The sequence below is a fragment of the Streptomyces acidicola genome (genome assembly GCF_009377235.1).
Lineage (GTDB): Bacteria > Actinomycetota > Actinomycetes > Streptomycetales > Streptomycetaceae > Streptomyces > Streptomyces acidicola.
The window spans coordinates 1-18,802 of record NZ_VMNX01000183.1 but is presented as its reverse complement, the minus strand read 5'-3'; the positions used below and the strand labels follow the sequence as shown (position 1 = coordinate 18,802).

The 18,802-nt window shown below is 70.0% G+C and carries 17 protein-coding genes and 2 pseudogenes; 14 read left to right on the top strand and 5 right to left on the bottom strand.

What is annotated here, in order from left to right:
* The 8 genes from FPZ41_RS33820 to FPZ41_RS33785 all read left to right on the top strand — a co-directional run.
* The coding region (locus FPZ41_RS33820; protein ID WP_152867411.1) for a polysaccharide deacetylase family protein at positions 1-1,176 on the top strand (1,176 nt) is incomplete at its 5' end.
* 127 nt (positions 1,177-1,303) lie between these two features.
* The gene (locus FPZ41_RS33815; protein WP_152867410.1) at positions 1,304-1,990 is read left to right on the top strand and encodes a TlpA family protein disulfide reductase; all 687 of its coding nucleotides are present in this window, start codon (positions 1,304-1,306) and stop codon (positions 1,988-1,990) included.
* A 13-nt stretch (positions 1,991-2,003) separates the two neighbouring features.
* Positions 2,004-2,777, top strand: coding sequence for a cytochrome c biogenesis CcdA family protein (locus tag FPZ41_RS33810; protein ID WP_322621064.1), 774 nt, complete (start codon positions 2,004-2,006; stop codon positions 2,775-2,777).
* Between the two features lie 3 nt (positions 2,778-2,780).
* Positions 2,781-4,580, top strand: coding sequence for a cytochrome c biogenesis protein ResB (resB, locus tag FPZ41_RS33805; RefSeq protein ID WP_152867409.1), 1,800 nt, complete (start codon positions 2,781-2,783; stop codon positions 4,578-4,580).
* A gap of 247 nt (positions 4,581-4,827) precedes the next feature.
* Entirely contained in the window at positions 4,828-5,904 is a 1,077-nt protein-coding gene (gene ccsB / locus FPZ41_RS33800; protein WP_322621063.1) for a c-type cytochrome biogenesis protein CcsB, read from the top strand.
* A 97-nt stretch (positions 5,905-6,001) separates the two neighbouring features.
* A complete protein-coding gene (locus tag FPZ41_RS33795; protein WP_322621062.1) occupies positions 6,002-6,616 on the top strand; it encodes an RNA polymerase sigma factor in 615 nt (204 codons plus the stop codon).
* A complete protein-coding gene (locus FPZ41_RS33790; protein WP_152867408.1) occupies positions 6,613-7,581 on the top strand; it encodes a CU044_5270 family protein in 969 nt (322 codons plus the stop codon). The genes FPZ41_RS33795 and FPZ41_RS33790 overlap by 4 nt, the downstream gene beginning before the upstream one ends.
* A gap of 40 nt (positions 7,582-7,621) precedes the next feature.
* A complete protein-coding gene (locus FPZ41_RS33785) occupies positions 7,622-8,128 on the top strand; it encodes an SRPBCC family protein (protein ID WP_152867407.1) in 507 nt (168 codons plus the stop codon).
* Here the strand turns inward: FPZ41_RS33785 and FPZ41_RS33780 are convergent.
* A pseudogene (locus FPZ41_RS33780) lies at positions 8,129-8,371 on the bottom strand (isopenicillin N synthase family dioxygenase); the annotation flags it as partial.
* A gap of 22 nt (positions 8,372-8,393) precedes the next feature.
* The gene (locus FPZ41_RS33775) at positions 8,394-8,843 is read right to left on the bottom strand and encodes a nucleoside deaminase (protein WP_152867406.1); all 450 of its coding nucleotides are present in this window, start codon (positions 8,841-8,843) and stop codon (positions 8,394-8,396) included.
* 185 nt (positions 8,844-9,028) lie between these two features.
* On the opposite strand from FPZ41_RS33775, the pseudogene FPZ41_RS33770 reads away from it, so the two are divergent.
* A pseudogene (locus FPZ41_RS33770) lies at positions 9,029-9,313 on the top strand (PucR family transcriptional regulator ligand-binding domain-containing protein); the annotation flags it as partial.
* A gap of 90 nt (positions 9,314-9,403) precedes the next feature.
* Here FPZ41_RS33770 and FPZ41_RS33765 read toward each other — a convergent pair.
* Both FPZ41_RS33765 and FPZ41_RS33760 read right to left on the bottom strand, forming a co-directional pair.
* The gene (locus FPZ41_RS33765; RefSeq protein ID WP_152867405.1) at positions 9,404-10,549 is read right to left on the bottom strand and encodes an abortive phage infection protein; all 1,146 of its coding nucleotides are present in this window, start codon (positions 10,547-10,549) and stop codon (positions 9,404-9,406) included.
* Between the two features lie 101 nt (positions 10,550-10,650).
* Positions 10,651-11,502 carry a TioE family transcriptional regulator gene (locus FPZ41_RS33760; RefSeq protein ID WP_152867404.1) on the bottom strand — a complete coding sequence of 284 codons (852 nt, stop codon included), beginning with the start codon at positions 11,500-11,502 and terminating at the stop codon, positions 10,651-10,653.
* A gap of 114 nt (positions 11,503-11,616) precedes the next feature.
* Between FPZ41_RS33760 and FPZ41_RS33755 the strand changes: the two genes are divergently transcribed.
* Both FPZ41_RS33755 and FPZ41_RS33750 read left to right on the top strand, forming a co-directional pair.
* A complete protein-coding gene (locus FPZ41_RS33755; RefSeq protein WP_152867403.1) occupies positions 11,617-14,343 on the top strand; it encodes an excinuclease ABC subunit UvrA in 2,727 nt (908 codons plus the stop codon).
* Positions 14,344-14,420: 77 nt separating this feature from the next.
* Positions 14,421-15,158 (top strand): bleomycin resistance protein, encoded by a 738-nt coding sequence (locus tag FPZ41_RS33750; protein ID WP_152867402.1) that lies wholly within the window; start codon positions 14,421-14,423, stop codon positions 15,156-15,158.
* Positions 15,159-15,229: 71 nt separating this feature from the next.
* Here FPZ41_RS33750 and FPZ41_RS33745 read toward each other — a convergent pair whose 3' ends face one another.
* Positions 15,230-15,595, bottom strand: a complete 366-nt coding sequence (locus tag FPZ41_RS33745) for a PLD nuclease N-terminal domain-containing protein (protein WP_152867401.1) — start codon at positions 15,593-15,595, stop codon at positions 15,230-15,232.
* Between the two features lie 112 nt (positions 15,596-15,707).
* On the opposite strand from FPZ41_RS33745, the gene FPZ41_RS33740 reads away from it, so the two are divergent.
* From FPZ41_RS33740 to FPZ41_RS33730, 3 genes are all read left to right on the top strand, one after another.
* Entirely contained in the window at positions 15,708-17,165 is a 1,458-nt protein-coding gene (locus FPZ41_RS33740) for a menaquinone biosynthesis decarboxylase (protein ID WP_152867400.1), read from the top strand.
* Entirely contained in the window at positions 17,162-18,064 is a 903-nt protein-coding gene (mqnP, locus tag FPZ41_RS33735) for a menaquinone biosynthesis prenyltransferase MqnP (protein WP_322621061.1), read from the top strand. Before FPZ41_RS33740 ends, mqnP begins: the two co-directional genes overlap by 4 nt.
* A 66-nt stretch (positions 18,065-18,130) precedes the next feature.
* The coding region (locus FPZ41_RS33730) for a UbiX family flavin prenyltransferase (protein ID WP_322621060.1) at positions 18,131-18,802 on the top strand (672 nt) is incomplete at its 3' end.

Genomic DNA, 18,802 nt, shown 5'->3' with positions numbered 1-18,802 from the left:
GGCGGGGAGCGCGGGGCCAAGCCGATCGGGGACGGGTCCACCGCGTACACCGGCGCGCAGCCCAAGCAGCCGGGGAAGCCGCGGCCGCTGGAGGCGGGTGAGACGCCCCCGCAGTTCGTGGTGTTCTCCTGGGACGGGGCGGGCGATGTCGGGAACGGTCTGTTCCCGCGGTTCCTGAAGGCCGCCGAGGAGCACGGCGCCCACATGACCTTCTTCCTCTCCGGGATCTATCTGCTGCCCGAGTCCAAGAAGCGCACGTACCTCCCGCCGAACAACGCGCCCGGCGCCTCCGACATCGGCTACCTCACGGACGAGCACATCAAGTCGACGCTGGGACACATACGCCGGGCCTGGCTCGACGGGCACGAGATAGGCACCCACTTCAACGGCCACTTCTGCGGTGGCAACGGCTCGGTCGCCAACTGGACGCCCAAGCAGTGGCGCAGTGAGATCGAGCAGGCGAAGTCGTTCGTGAAGGAGTGGCGGACCAACACCGGGTGGACCGACCTCGACCCGCTGCCCTTCGACTACGACAAGGAACTCGTCGGCGCCCGCACCCCGTGTCTGCTCGGCCAGGAGAACCTGCTGCCCACGGCACGCGAGCTCGGCTGGCGGTACGACTCCTCCTCGTCCGGCGGCCTGCAGGTCTGGCCGCGGAAGAAGCAGGGCATCTGGGACCTGCCGCTGCAGTCGATACCCCTGCCCGGGCGCACCATCGAGGTCCTCTCCATGGACTACAACATCATGTACAACCAGTCGCAGAACTCCACCAAGGCCCCGCCCGCCAACTACCCGGGCTGGCGCCGGCAGGCCACCGATGCGTATGTCGCCGGGTTCGAGCGGGCGTACGAGACGAACCGGGCGCCCCTGTTCATCGGCAACCACTTCGAGGAGTGGAACGGCGGCATCTACATGGACGCCGTCGAGGCGGCCCTCAAGCGCATCGCGCGGGAGAAGGAGAAGGGCGCGGACGTGCGACTCGTCTCCTTCCGGCAGTTCGTGGACTGGCTGGACGTCCAGAAGCCGGAGGTGCTCGCCGAGCTCCAGAAGCTGGGGGTGGGGCAGGAGCCGACGGGGGGCTGGAAGGAGTTCCTCGCGGATACGGGGAAGCAGTCGGGCAGCGGTGCGGACGGCGGCACCTCGGGCGGCTCGGACGGTTCGGCGAGCGGCGCCTAGGTCGGCCGTCGGCCGGGTGATGCCAGGTCGGTCCGGGCGGCGTCGAGAAAACGGTGTCTGAAATGGGGTTTTCTGTCCTTGAGGGGGGTGCCGAAGACCGTCTAAACGGGCATGCGAAACTTTTCACATGAGTGCCGCCAGCCGCGCCCGCGCCCCCCAGCGCGCGCACCGCACCCGTGAGACCGGTCAGAGCCGCCGAACCCTCCAAACCCGTCAGACCCGTACGAGCCGTAGCCGCACCGCCCTGCTCTCCGCCGGGGCCGCCGTCGCGGCGCTCGTCCTGACCGCGTGCAGTTCCGGGGGGACCTCGGGCGGCGGTGGCGGCACCGGCTTCATCACGAGCTCCGACGGCATCGCCACCGTGAAGAAGGGCGACCGGGCCGACGCCCCCGAACTCTCCGGCAAGACCATCGACGGCAAGCAGCTCGACGTCGCCTCCGCCTACAAGGGCAAGGTCGTTGTGATCAACGTGTGGGGCTCCTGGTGCGCGCCGTGCCGCGCCGAGGCCCCCAACCTCGTCAAGGTCTCCGGGGACCTCGCCGACCAGGGCGTGCAGTTCGTCGGCATCAACACGCGTGACACCAGTACGGGACCGGCGCTGGCCTTCGAGGAGGAGTACAAGGTCACCTTCCCGAGCCTGTACGACCCCACCGGCAAGCTGATGCTCCGCTTCGAGAAGGGCACCCTCAACCCGCAGGCGATCCCCTCGACCCTCGTCATCGACCGGGAGGGCAAGGTCGCCGCGCGCTCCCTTCAGGCGCTCAGCGAGGCGAAGCTGCGCAAGCTGATCGCGCCGGTCCTCGCGGAGAAGTGACCCTGTGTCCCTCATCACCGCCACGGTCGATCTCGCCGCGGTCACCGACGGGAACCAGACCGTCTTCAGCGGCGCCCTGCTGATCGCCCTGCCCATCGCCGCCCTCGGCGGTCTCGTCTCCTTCTTCTCGCCGTGCGTGCTGCCGCTGGTGCCCGGCTACCTGTCGTACGTCACCGGCGTGGGCGGCACCGATCTGGCGGAGGCGCGGCGCGGGCGGATGGTGGCCGGCGCCGGGCTGTTCGTGCTCGGGTTCACCGCCGTGTTCGTGTCCGGCGGGGCGCTGTTCGGGTACTTCGGGTCGACGCTGCAGGAGTACCAGGGCGTGCTGTCCAAGGTGCTCGGTGTGCTCATGATCCTCATGGGCGTGTTCTTCATGGGGCTGATGCCCTGGCTGACCCAGCGGGAGTTCCGCTTCCACACCCGGCCGTCCACGGGACTCGTCGGGGCGCCCCTGCTCGGCGCGCTCTTCGGTATCGGCTGGACGCCCTGCATCGGCCCGACCCTCGCCTCCGTCAACGCCCTCGCCATGGACCAGGCGAGTGCCGGACGCGGGGCCCTGCTCACCGTGGCGTACTGTCTCGGGCTGGGCGTGCCCTTCGTCGTCGCCGCGGTCGGCTTCCGCAAGGCACTCGGTGCCTTCGGCTGGGTCAAGCGGCACTACGTGTGGGTCATGCGCATCGGCGGCGTCATGATGATCGCGACCGGCCTGCTCCTGCTGACCGGCGCCTGGGACCGCATCGTGCAGGAGATGCAGGTCTGGTCGAACGGCTTCACGGTGGGGATCTGATCCATGAGCAACACAGAGACCAAGGCCCAGGCCAAGGACAGGACTGCGGCCAGGACCACGGCCAAGGCCGCCTCCGCGGACGACGAGAACGACCTCGGCGCCGCCGGCTCCCAGCTGTCCACCGCCCCCAAGGAGGACGCTGCCAGGGACGACGCCCCCAACCTGCCCTCGCTGGGTGTCATCGGCTGGGCCCGCTGGTTCTGGCGGCAGCTGACCTCCATGCGGGTCGCGCTGCTGCTGCTCTTCATGCTGTCGCTCGCGGCGATCCCGGGCTCGCTCATCCCGCAGACGGGACAGGACGAGACCAAGGTCGCCGACTTCCTGAACCGGCACGAGACCCTGGGGCCCGTCTACGAGAAGCTCGGGCTGTTCCACGTGTACAGCTCGGTCTGGTTCTCGGCGATCTACATCCTGCTGTTCATCTCGCTCATCGGCTGCATCGTGCCGCGCACCTGGCAGTTCGTGGAGCAGCTCAGGGGGCGTCCGCCCAAGGCGCCGAGGCGGCTGAACCGGCTGCCCGCCTACGCGACCTGGCGTACCGAGGCCGAGCCGGAGCAGGTCCGGGAGATCGCGCTGAAGGTGCTGAAGCGGCGTCGCTTCCGCTCCCATGTCGCCGGTGACGCGGTCGCCGCGGAGAAGGGCTACCTGCGGGAGGCGGGCAACCTCGTCTTCCACCTCGCCCTGATCGTGATGCTGATCGCGTTCGCCTGGGGCCAGCTCTTCAAGTCCGAGGGCACCAAGCTGATCCTGCAGGGTGACGGCTTCGCCAACACCATGACGCAGTACGACGACTTCAAGTCCGGCAACCTCTTCACCATCGACGACCTGGACTCCTTCAGCTTCAACCTGAAGACTGCCAAGGCCACGTACGAGCGCAACGGCCCGAACCGGGGGACTCCGCGCACGTTCGAGTCGCACATCACCTACAGCGTGGGGCCGGACGGCAAGGAGAAGCCGGCCACGATCAAGGTCAACAAGCCGCTGGTGGTCGGCGACTCCAAGGTCTACATGATCAACTTCGGGTACGCGCCCGTCATCACCGTCCGGGACGGCAAGGGCAAGGTCGTCTTCCAGGACGCGGTGCCGCTGCTGCCGATCGACGGCAACCTCACCTCCTCCGGGGCGATCAAGGTCCTTGACGGCTACCGGAACGGCAAGGGCGAGAAGGAGCAGCTCGGTTTCAACGCCTTCTTCGTGCCGACCTTCGCGGGGGCGGGCAAGGGCGAGATGCTCTCGCAGTTCCCAGCACTGGACTTCCCCGTGCTCGCGCTCTCCGCGTACCACGGGGACCTGGGTGTCGACTCGGGTATCCCGCAGAACATCTACCAGCTCGACAAGAAGAACCTGAAGGAGTTCAAGGACTCCAAGGGCCAGCTGTTGAAGAAGCGGATGCTGCCCGGCGAGACCATGAAGCTGCCCGACGGCGCGGGCTCGGTGACCTTCGACTCCGTCGAGCCGTGGTCCCGCTTCCAGATCACCCAGCAGCCCGGCAGCGGCTGGGCGCTGGCCGGTGCCATAGCCGCCATCCTCGGCCTCGCCGCCTCCCTCTTCATCCAGCGCCGCCGTGTGTGGGTGCGGGCCGTGAAGGGTGCCGACGGCGTGACCGTCGTGGAAATGGCGGGCCTCGGCCGCAGCGAGTCCGCGAAGCTCCCCGAGGAGCTGGGCGACCTGGCCGGACTGATCCACGACGCGGCGCCGACCGCTCAGGATCGGGCCGCGGACGCCGACCCGGGGTCGGAGCCGGTCATCGAGTCCGGCTCCGACGCCCACGTCGCACCTACCGAAGGGGCTGAGACGTCTTGAATCCTCCCCCTCACGGAGCGAGGGAGATTCCTGGCTCACGCCGCCTGGCGGACCAGCGGCCCGTCAGGTCTTCCACGATCAACGCCAGCCGGGTTGAAACCAGCCCGGTTAAAGCAGTACGAGTGCTTCGGCGACACCAGCCCGCGCTTGGTTCTCGCAACACGCTGCTGCCACGTGCTGAGAAGCTAACCCACGATCGCATCGCCCTGCCGGAAGTTGCCGGGACATCCCCCGAAGGAGTGCTGAGGTGACCTTTGCCGCAGCGACCAACGAAAACCTCGCCAACATCAGCAATGTGCTGATCTACTCCGCGATGGCCGTCTACACGCTGGCCTTCTTCGCGTACATCGCCGAATGGCTCCTCGGCAGCCGCAGCAAGGTGGGCCGTACCGCCGCCGCGCTGACCGAGAAGACGCAGGTGGCCAAGCCTGCGGTCACCGTGAAGAAGGCCGGTGGCACCGCCGTGCTGGAGCGGCCCAAGGTGGTCGTGCGGACGGCGGCCGGTGAGCGGGACGTACCGGACGGGCCGGGCGCGCACGGAGGTGACGAGCAGGGCGACCTCTACGGCCGTATCGCCGTGTCCCTCACCGTGCTCGCCTTCGCCATCGCGGCGGGCGGTGTGCTGACGCGCGCCCTGTCGGTGCAGCGGGCGCCGTGGGGCAACATGTACGAGTTCAACATCACCTTCTCCACCGTCGCCGTCGGCGTGTACCTCGCCTTCCTCGCGCTGCGGAAGAACATCCGCTGGCTCGGCCTCCCCCTGATCACGACGGTCCTCCTCGACCTCGGTGTCGCCGTCACCATCTTGTACACCGCCAGCGACCAGTTGGTTCCCGCCCTCCACTCGTACTGGCTGTACATCCACGTCTCGACCGCGATCCTCTGTGGCGCCGTCTTCTACGTGGGCGCGGTCGGCACGATCCTCTATCTGTTCAAGGACTCGTACGAGAGCAAGCTCGCGACCGGCGGCAGGCCCGGCCGGTTCGCGACCTCCGTGCTGGAGCGGCTGCCCGCCTCGGCGTCCCTCGACAAGTTCTCGTACCGCGTGAACGCCGCCGTGTTCCCGCTGTGGACGTTCACGATCATCGCGGGCGCCATCTGGGCGGGCGACGCGTGGGGCCGCTACTGGGGCTGGGACCCGAAGGAGACCTGGTCCTTCATCACCTGGGTCGCGTACGCCTGCTACCTGCACGCCCGCGCCACGGCCGGCTGGAAGGGCCGCAAGGCCGCCTACATCGCGCTCATCGCCTTCGCCTGCTGGCTGTTCAACTACTACGGCGTCAATCTCTTCGTGAACGGCTTGCACTCCTACGCGGGCGTCTGACGCCGTAGCACCCAGTAATCCGCTTTCGCCGAAGGCCGGTTCCGACGTGACCTGAGTCACCGGAACCGGCCTTCGGCGTCCGGACAGGGAAGAGGGCGTGGACACGAATCTGCGGAAGCGCGTTCGCGCGGGGGACCACGACGCCTTCGGTGAACTCTTCGACGTGTACGCGCGCTCCGTCTACAACCATGCCTACCGGCTCACGGGGGAGTGGTCGAGTGCCGAGGACGTCGTCTCGCTGACGTTCCTGGATGCCTGGCGGCTGCGTGACAGGGTCGACGAGGACGGTGGCCCGCTGCGGCCCTGGCTGCTCGGCATCGCCACCAACGTCACGCGCAACACCCGCAGGGCGGCCCGAAGACACTCGGCCGCACTGGCCCGCCTGCCGCGCGACGGGACCGTGGACGACTTCGCCGACGAGATCGCCGGGCGCCTGGACGACTCGGCGCAGCTCACCCTCGTACGGACCGCCCTGACGAAGCTGCGGCGGGCCGATCGCGAGGTGCTGGCCCTGTGCGTCTGGTCCGGGCTCGACTACGCGGCGGCCGCCGAGGCGCTCGGGGTACCGGTGGGGACCGTACGGTCACGGCTCTCGCGCGCCAGAACAAAACTCGCGAAACATGTCAGAGATGCGGAACTGCCGCAAAGTCACGGACAGATGAGAGGTGACCGCGGCAGAGCGGTCGGGCCCCTGAGGGAGGGAAACCAATGAACCAGCTCCCGCAACTTCCCGAGAAGGACCTTCCGCCGGGCCGTCACCTACTCCTCAAGGAGCATCTGATGACCGAGATCCGGCAGGAACAGCACCACACGACCGCCGACGCGCCGGCCCGCCGACGCAACCGATGGCTGCGGCCCGCGATCGCGGCCGCAGCCGTCGCCGCCGCGGCCGCCGTCACCTTCACGGTTCTGCCGTCGTCCGGCGACAGCGGCCGGCCCGCGGTCTCGAAGCAGGCCGTACAACTGCTGGAGGACATCGCGCTGGCCGCCGAGGGCGCCGATGTGCCCGGCGACATCCGCGACGACCAGTTCGTCTACATCCAGAGCAAGGGCGCCTACACGACCCAGGACAACGGCACCGAGAAGCTCGCCCCCGTCCGTGAGCGGGAGATCTGGCTCTCGGTGGACGGCAGTCAGTGGGGGCTCCTGGAGGACGACAGGGAGGGCGTCGGACGCATGACGTTGAAGCCTTCCGGTGGCAGCCTTGAGATCGGGGGCAAGAAGGTGGAGCTTCCCCAACGCCGGGACACCGGGCGCGAGACCGACTACCGCGCGCTGTCCACGTTGCCGACCGACCCGGACAAGATGCGCGACTGGCTGTACCGGGTGAGCTCCGAGGAGGTCGAGGAGGAGCGCCCGGACAAGGACAATGCGGCCTTCGTCCTCTTCGGCGACCTGATCCACGAGTCGCTGATGCCCCCGAAGGTGAGCGCCGCGCTCTACCGGGCCGCCGCGAAGATCCCGGGCGTCGAGGTGGTCCGGAACGTGAAGGACTCGGTGGGCCGCGAGGGGATCGCGATCACCCGGAAGAGCGGTGGCGTGCGCGAGGAGCAGATCTTCGACGCGAAGACCTTCACCTACCTCGGCGAGCGCGAGGTCGACGAGAACGGCAAGGTGACCGGTGTGAGTGCCGTCCTGGAGCGTACGGTCGTCGACAAGGCCGGCCAGCGCCCCTGAACCGGGTGCGTCGCCCTCGGTCCCGCGTCAGGCTGGTGCCATGGACAAGGTCATCGAACCGGGCACCAGCCGGACCGAGGGAGACACGCACACGCTGCACTTCACGCTGCACCTGCCCCACCCCGTGGAGCGGGTGTGGCCCGTGGTGGCCGGCCATGGCGACGGGCTTCGCGACTGGCTGGCCGCCGCGGACACCTTCGAACCGCACCTCGGTGGTGCCGTCGCGCTGCGCTGGCTGAACACCGGCCCGGAGGGCGAAGCCGTCCCCGGCAGGATCACCGCCTGGGACGTCGAGCGGGTCGCCGAGTACACGCTGGAGGGCTTCCACGGGCGGATCCGGTTTCACGTGGAACCGTACGGTGAGCGCGGCACCACGCTCCGCTTCACCAACGAGATCCGCGGCGACGACGAACTGCGCCGTGACTGCCTCGCCGCCTGGCACCTCCACCTTGAGTACCTGGCCGAGGCGCTCGACGGAAACCCGGTGGACTGGCGGTCCTGGACACCGGACCGCTTCGAGGAGCTGCGGGAGACGTACGCGCAATGATCAGCCGACCGTGATCGAGTCCAGCTTCTCCCGCAGATACACGTGCGAGTCCACGGGCTCGTACGCCACGCGACCCACCGGCGCGGGCACGGACTCCACCCGCGTGCCCGGGGTGCACTCGCCGAAGTAGACGAGGGACATCAGCTCCTCGGCGGGGGCGTCGGCCGGAGGAGGCAGGACGCGGTGGCGGCCGGAGCGCCAGCGGTCGCCGGTCCAACGGGCCATCAGGTCACCGATGTTCAGATCGATCGTCGGGATACGGGGCTCACTCACCGATGTCCTCATTCCACAGTGCCGGGTTGTTCTTGATGAAGGTGTGCATCAGGGCGGCACACTCGGGATCGTCGAGGAGCACGATCTGCACGCCGTGCTCCGCGAGCCAGTCGTGGCCACCGTGGAAGGTCTCCGCCTCGCCGATCACCACCCGAGAGATGCCGAACTGCCGTACCAGACCGGAGCAGTACCAGCACGGAGAGAGGGTCGTCACCATCGTCGTGCCCGCGTACGAGCGCTGGCGGCCGGCCGCACGGAACGCGGCCGTCTCGGCGTGCATGGAGGGGTCGTCGTCCTGCACACGGCGGTTGTGGCCGCGGCCGAGGAGGGCGCCGTCCGCGCCGTAGAGGGCCGCCCCGATGGGGATGCCGCCCGCGGCGAGACCGGCCCGAGCCTCGGTGACGGCGGTGGCGAGCCATGTGCGTGCCTGTGCGTGATCCATTCCCTCACTCTCCCGCCTGGTGCGTGCCTTCACTCTCCTGTGGCCGAGACACCGGGGCAACGTGCGAAAAGTGCTCTCCGGGCAGCCCGTGGCCGGACAACCTGTCCGTGCCGCATGAGGCCGCCCGAGGAGGTTCCCCGTGCCCGCCCTGACCCTCCGCGAGGTCCTGGCCCTCGACACCGTCCGTGCCGCCGAGCCCCGGCTCCTCGCGGGAGAGGGGCACGCTGGACCGTCCCGTCCGCTGGGTGCACTCCAGCGAGGTGTACGAGGGAGCCAACTTCCTCGACGGCGGCGAACTGCTCCTCACCAACGGCTTCGGGCTGACCGGCACGGACGAGGAGACACGGCGCCGGTACGTCCGTGAACTGGCCGCCAGGGGCGCGGCGGGGCCGGCCGTGGAGGTGGGCCGGTCGCTGCCGCGCATGCCGGACGAGGCGACCGACGAGGCCCGCCGCCTGGGCCTGCCGTTGCTGGCCCTGCACCGGGTCGTGCCGTTCGTGCGCATCACGGAGGCGGCGAACCGGGCGATCGTCGCACGCGGGCGGGCTGCGCACGGTGGCCTAGCGGGACGCCCTCGCGTATGCCCGGGCCAGCGCCCGGAACGACTCCTTCGGTTCCCAGTGCCAGCCGGATGCCGGGTCGCCGGGGCGGTCCTGGAGAGGTTTGACGAGGGCGTAGCTCGCCATGTCGTAGTCGTAGCGGGGTTCGTCGGGGCGGTGCGGGGCGTCCGGTGTGACGAAGGTGAACGCCATCGCCGCGTACAGGCCCATCTCCTCGAACGCGCCGAGCACGTCCATCAGGTACGCGGCCTGCGTCCGTTCGCTGCGCACCAGGCCGGCCTTCGCCTCGGGCGGCTCCTTGGTGTGGTCCACGACGGCCCAGCCCATGCCGCCCTGCTCGGGCGCGCCCTTGAACGTGCAGGTGCCGAACTCGTTGACGGAGAGCGGCTTTCCGGGCCGTATGTGCCGCCCGATATCCCGGATGTAGGCCGCGCGGTCCGGGTGGTACCCGTAGTAGTCGAGGCCGACGATGTCGAAGAGCTCCCAGTCGACCCAGTCGGCCGACTCCTCCTCGGCCGCCGCGTAGGTCAGCGGCCCGTGGAAGACGGATCGGCCGACGGCGGCGGCGCGCGCGGTGAAGCGGCGCAGCCGGCGGATCATCCGCTCCGGGTCGAAGTTCCCGGTCGTCAGGTTCTCGATCCGCTCGAAGACGTTGTCACCGGGCACGATGCCGGGCACGAACAGCCAGAACTCGCAGCCCACGCTCAGGTGCACGTCGGCCCCCTGCCGCCGCAGCCGCTCCGCGAACCGGCCCGTCTCCGCGAGATGGTCAAGGATCTCCCGCTCCGGTACGTCCCCGAGGGTGGGCTCCAGCCAGACCTGAAGCCCGCGGTCCACGGCCTCGCCCGCCGCGGCGGTGAGCCGCTCCACCCCGTCGCCGGTGACCTTCACGGAGTCGGCGTGCAGGTCGTGCCGTACGGCCCGCATGTCGGCCCGTATGCGTCGGACACTCCAGGCGGTGGCGGGGGTCTCGCCCTCGCCGACCTCGTACACGACACCCCGATACGCCACACCGCGGCGTCCTCCGTCCGCAGCGCCGCGCGGGGCCGGCGCTCCGGCCGACGCCGCCGCCCTCGCCGTCGGCAGCATCACCGCTCCACTCACGGCTGCGGTCATCCCCAGAAAACCCGCTCGACTGATCCTCATCCCGCCGTCTCCTCGCTGTGAGTTGATCCCAGTCTGGGAAACGGACACGGTCGCTGCCGTCGGCCGATGGTCCATGGGCGGCCGCCGAAGGTATGCGGTCCTCACGACTTCGGCTGGTGTCCGTGCGTGAGATAGGCGTGCAGTTGCCCCGCCCCGGCGAGCATCGCCGTCGTCCGTTCCGTCAGGGCGGCCCGGCGTGCCGCGATCGACTCGTGGAGCGCCTCGCTGCCGCCCGTGCGGTGCAGGTCCTCCAGGACGGGGCGGATCTGGTGGAGCGGGTAGTGGCTGCGGCGGAGGGTGTGGACCAGGCGGGCGTCACGCACGTCGGCGGGGGAGTAGTGGCGGTACGCCGTGCCGCGCTCGCGTCGCGGTGTCAGGAGCCCGGCGGACTCCCACACGCGCAGGGCGGAGGTGCGTACGCCGAGGAGGTCGGCCACCTCGCCGATACGCAGGTCGGGTCCGGGGCGCGGGGAGCGCCGGGGCTTCTCGGCCCCCGACGACCCGGCCCCCGACGACCCGGCCCCCGACGACCCGGAGCCCGCCTTCTCGATCCTCGCCTTCTCGACCCTCGCCTTCTCGGCTCTCGCCTCCCTGGCGAGCGCCTCCAGGGCCTCGCTCGCCGCCCGCAGGGACACGCGCTCCTCGTGCAGCGCGGCGTGCGCGGCATCCACGAGGGCGAGGGCGCCGGGGACGTCGCCGACGTGCACGGTGCGCATGATCTCCGTGGCGGCAACAGGCCCGTACCCCTTGGCGAGCGCCCGGTAGGCGAGGAGGGCGCGGCGGTGGACGTCCTCGAAGGTCCGGTAGCCCGACATGGTGCGCGGGGCCGGGGGCAGGACCCCGGCGTCCTCGTAGTTGCGGATCTGCTGGGTGGAGATCCCGGCGAGCCGGGCCAGGTCCACGGGCCGCAGACGGGCGGGAGCCGCGGGAGGGCGTGCCGTGTGCTCGTTCATCGGTTTGAAGGTTACGCGAGCACCTGATCCGGATCATTCCCGCACAGTCCCGTGATCGGCGCTCCCTCTTCCTGTAAAAGTCCCAACAGGAGCTTCAATGGAAAACTTGAAGCCATGGATGACTGCATACGCGTCACGGGCGCCCGTCTGCACAACCTCAGGAACGTCACCCTCACCATCCCCAAGAACCGTCTCGTCGTGCTGACCGGCCTGTCCGGCTCGGGCAAGTCCACGCTCGCCTTCGACACCCTCCACCGGGAGGGCCAGCGGCAGTACATGGAGTCGCTGGGCATGGTCACCCCCTTCGTCAGCAAGCCCGCGGTCGACTCGATCACGGGTCTGTCCCCGTCGATCAGCGTCGACCAGCACCTGACGAACCGGAGCCCGCGGTCGACGGTCGGCACGGTGACCGAGGTCTTCACGTATCTGCGGCTGCTGTGGGTGCGGATGGGGTGCCGGACGTGTCCGGGGTGCGGGAAGCGCGTACCGCCGTCGTACGAGGCGCCGCGGGCCGTGTCCTCGGAGGCCTGGGACGACGAGGCGGCCGAGGGCGAGTCCGTGCCGTGCCCGCACTGCGGGGCGACCGTACCCGGACTGGTGATGGGCAGCTTCTCCTTCAACAAGCCCTCAGGGGCCTGCCCGGAGTGCACCGGCCTCGGTTTCGTGCTCCGGGCGGACGTACGGCGCCTCGTGGACGGCAGCCGCAGCGTCGCCGGAGGAGCGGTACTCGGCTGGCACTCCAGGCTGACCGAGCGGAACGTGCCGATCCTGCGGGCGGCCGCCGAGCACTACGGCTTCACCTTCGACGCGGACATACCCGTCGACGAACTCGCCGACATTCAGCGCGACTTGCTCCTGTACGGCGTGGAGAGCACGGAGTTCGCGCGCCACTTCCCGGAAGCGGAATCACAAGCGGAAGCGGAAGCGGAATCGCAAGCGGCAGGGACAGGCGCAGGGACAGGGGCAGCGCGTGTCGCGCCCCCGCCCACCGTCACCGCGGGCCGCTTCGAGGGTGTGGTCACCAACCTCATGCGGCGCTACGCCGACCGCGTCGAGGACACCGACTACCGGGAGAAGACGGAGAAACTGCTGGTCAAGGGGGAGTGCAGGGCCTGCGAGGGCACCCGGCTGCGGCCGGAGAGCCGGGCGGTGACCGTCGAAGGGCTGACGATCGTCGACGCGGCGCGCATGCCCCTGGACGAACTCGCCGCGTGGATGGGCGGGTTGAAGGACGAGCCGATCACCGCGCCGGTTCTCGACGACCTTCGGGAGCGCGTCCGGCGGCTCGTGGACGTCGGCGTCGGCTACCTCACCCTGGACCAGTCGACCCCCAGCCTCTCCGCGGGCGAGACCCAACGGCTTCGGCTGGCTGCCCTGTTGGGCTCCGGGCTGACCGGTGTCCTGTACGTCCTCGACGAGCCGACCATCGGCCTGCACCCGGCCGATACCGAACGCCTGGTCCTTGTGCTGCGCCGGCTGCGGGACCTGGGCAACACGGTGCTGGTCGTCGAGCACGACCTCGACGTACTGCGCGCCGCCGACCACGTCGTCGACATCGGCCCCGGAGCGGGCGGCGACGGCGGCCGGATCGTGGCGCAGGGGACGCCGGAGGAGGTCGCCGCGAGCGAGGGTTCGGTCACGGGGGCGTACCTCGCGGGCCGCGCACCGACGCCGGCCCGGGCTCGGGAGGCCTCGCTCGACGGTGCGTCACTCAGAGCCTGTGTCATGTCCCCGGCCGGGCGCGCGACGCCTGGCACGCACGCTCGCCGCGTTGCCGAAACGCCCACGTGGCTCCGCCACGAGGGCGCTCCGGCGCCTTGCGATCGCACGCACCAGACGCCGCGCGCTGATCCGGCCGGGGATATGACACAGGCTCTCACCATCCGGGGCGCCCGCGCGCACAACCTCAAGGACCTCACCGTACGCATCCCGCTGGGCCGGCTGGTCACGGTGACCGGGCCCTCGGGGTGCGGCAAGTCGTCCCTCGTGCTGGACATCCTGGGCCGCGCGGGCCGGCGTCGCTTCCACGGGGCGGGCGAAGCAGCGGCCGAGCACGACGGGATCGACGGCTGGGACGCGCTGGACAAGATCGTGACGATCGACCAGCAGCCCATCAGCCGCCTTCCGCGCTCGAACGCGGCGACGTACTCGGACGCCTTCACCCCGATCCGCGAGGTGTACGCGACGCACTCGCAGGGCCGCTTCACGCCCGGTCACTTCTCCTTCAACGTCCCCGGCGGCCGCTGTGAACGCTGCGAGGGCGCGGGCGTGCTCGCCGTCTCGATGCACTTCCTGCCGGCGGTCGAGGTCCGCTGCCCTGGGTGCCGGGGGCGGCGGTTCCGCAGCGAGGTGCTGGGGGTGCGGTTCCAGGGGCACGACATCGCGGAGGTACTGGAGGCGACGGTGGACGAGGCGCTGACGGTGTTCGCGGACGTGCCGTCGGTGGCGGGGCGCCTGCGGCGGATGTCGGACGTGGGCCTCGGCTATCTGCGGCTCGGCCAGCCGGCGACGACCCTCTCGGGCGGCGAGGCCCAACGGGTCAAGCTGGCCAAGGAGTTGTCCCGCCGGGCCACGGGCCGCACCCTCTACCTCCTCGACGAACCGACCACGGGTCTGCACCCCGCCGACACGGCCCGGCTCCTCGCCGTCCTCCGCCGCCTGGTCGACGCGGGCAACACGGTCCTCACCATCGAACACAACCTCGACGTCGTCCGCGCCTCCGACTGGCTGATCGACCTCGGCCCGACGGGCGGCAGGGCCGGGGGAGAACTGGTGGCGGAGGGGACGCCGGAGTCGGTGGCGCGGGTGGCGGGCTCGCGGACGGGACGGTTCCTGCGCTGAGCCGGTGCGGGCCGGTCCCGTACGAGCCCGCGGAAATAACCGGGGCGACTCTGGACAAGTTTGACTAGAGTGGCTGGATGGCCGAGACAACGATTCCGATCCTGCCGTGCCAAACCCTCCAGCCCCTCCTCGACTTCTACCGTGCCCTCGGATTCGAGGTGACCTTCGAGCAGAAGAGGCCCAACCCGTACGCGGTCGTCGAACGCGGCGGGATCGAGCTCCAGTTCTTCGGGATGAAGCGCCACGAGCCCGAGCAGTCGTACAGCACGTGCTACGTCGTGACCGATGACGTCGACGGGCTGTACGCGGCCTTCCGCGCCGGCCTCAAGGCCGCCTACGGGAAGGTGCCGACCCGCGGGCTGCCGCGTCTCGGGGCGCTCAAGGACATGTCGTACGGAGTGCGGCAGTTCCTCATGAGCGACCCCGGCGGCAACTGCATCCGCGTCGGGCAGCCGACGAGCGAGGACCAGCACCACCGGCCCGCACCCGAGGAGACCTTCGCCCGGGCCCTGCACAACGCGGCCCTCTTCGCGGACTCCAAGGACGACCCGAAGGGCGCCGCACGCATCATCGACCGTGTGCTGCGCCTGGAGGACGAGCGGCCCACTCCCGTGCAACTCCTGCGCCTTCTCGCCCTGCGCGCGGACGTCGCCGGGCGTCTCGGCGACGAGGAGACGGCGGCGTCCGCGCTCGCCCGCGCCGCCGCCGTCCGACTGACCCCCGAGGAGCAGGAGTCGGCACGCGACGACCTCGACCGCCTGGAGGAACTGCGCGCGGGGGATGTGACGTCAAGGCAGGTCAAGAAACGTAACTGAGCGCCCGCGTCCGCCTTCGCCCCCGCAGCACCGCACACACCCCCGGTAAGCCCTGCCTGCCGGGCGCTCGCTCAGTCCTTGGGGTCGCTGTCCTTGCCCTCGTCGGACGACCTCTCGTCCTTCTTCCTGTCGTCCCTCTTGTCGTCGTCGAGCTTGTCGTCGCCGAGGGACTTCAGGAAGTCGGGGTTGTCGTCCGGAGCGACCCAGCCGCCCCCGGGCCGGCGGGAGGAACCGCCGCCCAGCCGGCCCGCCGTGCTGGTGCGGTCGCGGCCCACGATCAGCCAGGAGATCGAGCCGACCAGCGGGAAGAGGAGGATGAGGATGGCCCAGAGGGGCTTCGGGATGTGACGGACATCCTGCTCCTGCGTGGTGATGCAGTCGATGAACGCGTAGATGCTCAGCGCCAGCGGCACAAGGATCATCAGCACCCGGAGCAATGTAATCGGTCCCCTTGTCGGTCCCCTTGAGAGTCACGGCCGTTCGCCGGGCCGGGCGGCTTCGGGCCCCCGGTGACCGCTCCAGAGTAGTGCGTACCGGATACTGGAGCGCATGGCTTACGACGATCTTCGCTCGTTCCTCCGGGCCCTCGATCGGGAAGGCGACCTCAAGCGCATCAAGGTGGAGGTCGACCCCCACCTGGAGGTCGGCGAGATCACCGACCGGGTCAACAAGGCCGGCGGCCCCGCGCTGCTCTTCGAGAACGTGCGCGGCTCAAGCATGCCGCTCGCCATGAATGTCTTCGGGACGGACCGGCGTCTGCTGAAGTCGCTCGGCCTGAAGTCGTACGAGGAGATCAGCGAGCGGATCGGCGGCCTGCTCAAGCCGGAGCTGCCGCACGGGTTCGTCGGTGTGCGCGAGGCCTTCGGGAAGCTCGGCGCGATGACCCACGTACCGCCGAAGAAGGTCAAGTCCGACAGCGCCCCCGTCCAGGAGGTCGTCCTCCAGGGCGACGACGTGGACCTGGACGCCCTGCCCGCCCTCTTCACCTGGCCCCAGGACGGCGGCTCCTTCTTCAACCTCGGTCTCACGCACACCAAGGACCCCGAGACCGGCATCCGCAACCTCGGCCTCTACCGCCTCCAGCGCCACGACCGCCGCACCATCGGCATGCACTGGCAGATCCACAAGGACAGCCGCAACCACTACCAGGTGGCGGCCAGGAAGGGCGAACGGCTTCCCGTCGCCATCGCCTTCGGCTGCCCGCCCGCCGTCACCTACGCCTCCACCGCCCCGCTCCCCGGCGACATCGACGAGTACCTCTTCGCCGGGTTCCTCGCGGGCCGGCGGATCGAGATGGTGGACTGCAAGACCGTGCCGTTGCAGGTGCCCGCGAACGCCGAGGTCGTGCTGGAGGGGTGGCTGGAGCCCGGCGAGATGCTCCCCGAAGGGCCGTTCGGCGACCACACCGGGTTCTACACGCCGCAGGAGCCGTTCCCGGCGCTGAAGATCGACTGCGTGACGATGCGGAAGCGGCCGCTGCTCCAGTCCATCGTGGTCGGGCGCCCGCCGACGGAGGACGGTCCGCTGGGCCGGGCGACCGAGCGCTTCTTCCTCCCGCTGTTGAAGATCATCGTGCCGGACATCGTGGACTACCACCTCCCTGAGGCCGGCGGCTTCCACAACTGCGCGATCATCGCGATCGACAAGAAGTACCCGAAGCACGCCCAGAAGGTCATGCACGCGATCTGGGGCGCCCACATGATGTCGCTGACCAAGCTGATCGTGGTCGTCGACGCCGACTGCGACGTCCACGACCTGCACGAGGTCGCCTGGCGGGCCCTCGGCAACACGGACTACGCCCGCGACCTGACCGTCGTCGAGGGCCCCGTGGACCATCTCGACCACTCCTCCTACCAGCAGTTCTGGGGCGGCAAGGCGGGCATCGACGCGACCCGGAAGTGGCCCGAGGAGGGCTACACGCGGGACGGGGGCTGGCCGGAGATGGTGCTGCCGGACCCGCCGACGGCGGCACTCGTGGATCGTCGCTGGAAGGAGTACGGCCTGTGACCAGCGCCTCCGCCGCCCTTCCCCAGCCGGGGCGCACCAAGGCGTTCCTGCGGCTGGTGATGATCGAGCACTCGGTCTTCGCGCTGCCGTTCGCGTACATCGCCTCCCTGACCGCGATGTTCCAGCTGGACCGGAACATCCACTGGGGCCGGCTGCTGCTCGTGACGATCGCGATGATCGGGCTGCGCACCTTCGCGATGGCCGCCAACCGGATCATCGACCGCGAGATCGACGCCCGTAACCCGCGCACGGCGCACCGCGAGCTGGTCACCGGCGCGATGACGGTGCGGCACGCGTGGACCGGCGCGTTCGTCGCCCTGGTGTTCTTCCTCGGCGCGGCGGCCCTGCTCAACCCGCTGTGCCTGGCGCTGGCGCCGATCGCGGTGATCCCGATGGTGATCTACCCGTACGGCAAGCGGTTCACGAACTTCCCGCAGGCCATCCTCGGTCTGGCGCAGGCGATGGGCCCGGTCGGCGGCTGGCTCGCGATCACCGGCGAGTGGTCCTGGGACGCGGTGATCCTGGGGCTCGCGGTCGGGATATGGATCGGCGGCTTCGACCTCATCTACGCCTGCCAGGACGTCGAGTCCGACCGCGAGACCGGCGTCATGTCGGTCCCGGCACGGTTCGGCATTCCGGCGGCGATCTGGGGTGCGAGGGTCTGTCACGCCGTGACCACGGCCCTGTTCGTCTGGTACGCGCTGGTGACCGACGCGGGCGCGTTCTTCTGGCTGGGGCTGCTGGTCGTGGCGGGTGCGTTCGTGTACGAGCACACGATCGTGCGGCCGCACGATCTGTCCCGTCTGAACAGGGCGTTCTTCAGCGTCAACGGCTTTATTGGCATCGCTCTGTTCGTGTGTGCGCTGCTTGATCTGCTGGTGCGTGGTCTGACGGTCTGAGCGGGTGCGGCCCGCAGGACGCTGACCGGTCCTGAGTGTGGCCCGGTGCGCCGGTAGGCTCGGGGTGTGAACGCAGGAGAATCACAGCGCAGGCCTTGGATCGTAGGGGTCTCCGGCGCGTCCGGCACTCCCTATGCCGCCGCTGTGCTGCGTGGGCTGCTGGATGCGGGGGAGAGCGTCGACCTGGTCGTCAGCCGGGCCTCCCGGCTCACGCTGCTGGACGAGACGGGGATCGCGTTCCGGGACGCGCACTGGCGGGACGATCTGCGTCAGTGGCTGGGGCGGGGGGCCGATGGAAAGCCGGGGGTCTTCGAGGACGTACGGGTCGACGACGTACGGCACTGGGCCGCCGGTGATCTGGCGGCGGGGCCCTCGTCCGGGTCGTACCCGGCCAAGGGGATGGTGATCGTGCCCGCGTCCACCGCCTGTGTGGCCGGGGTCGCCCTGGGGCTGAGCAAGGACCTGTTGCAGCGTGCCGCGAGCGTGACCCTCAAGGAGCGGCGCACGCTGGTGGTCTCCGTGCGGGAGACCCCGCTGAACGGGCAGACGCTGCGGCACCTGGTGACCCTGGACGACGCGGGCGCCACGGTGCTGCCGGCCTCTCCGGCCTTCTACGCGGGGGCCACCCACATCCAGGACCTGGTGGACTTCGTCGCCGGGCGGGTGCTGGACGCGGCGGGCGTCGAGCACGGGCTGTACCGGCGGTGGCGGGGGGAGTTGGGCCTGTCTCTTATACAC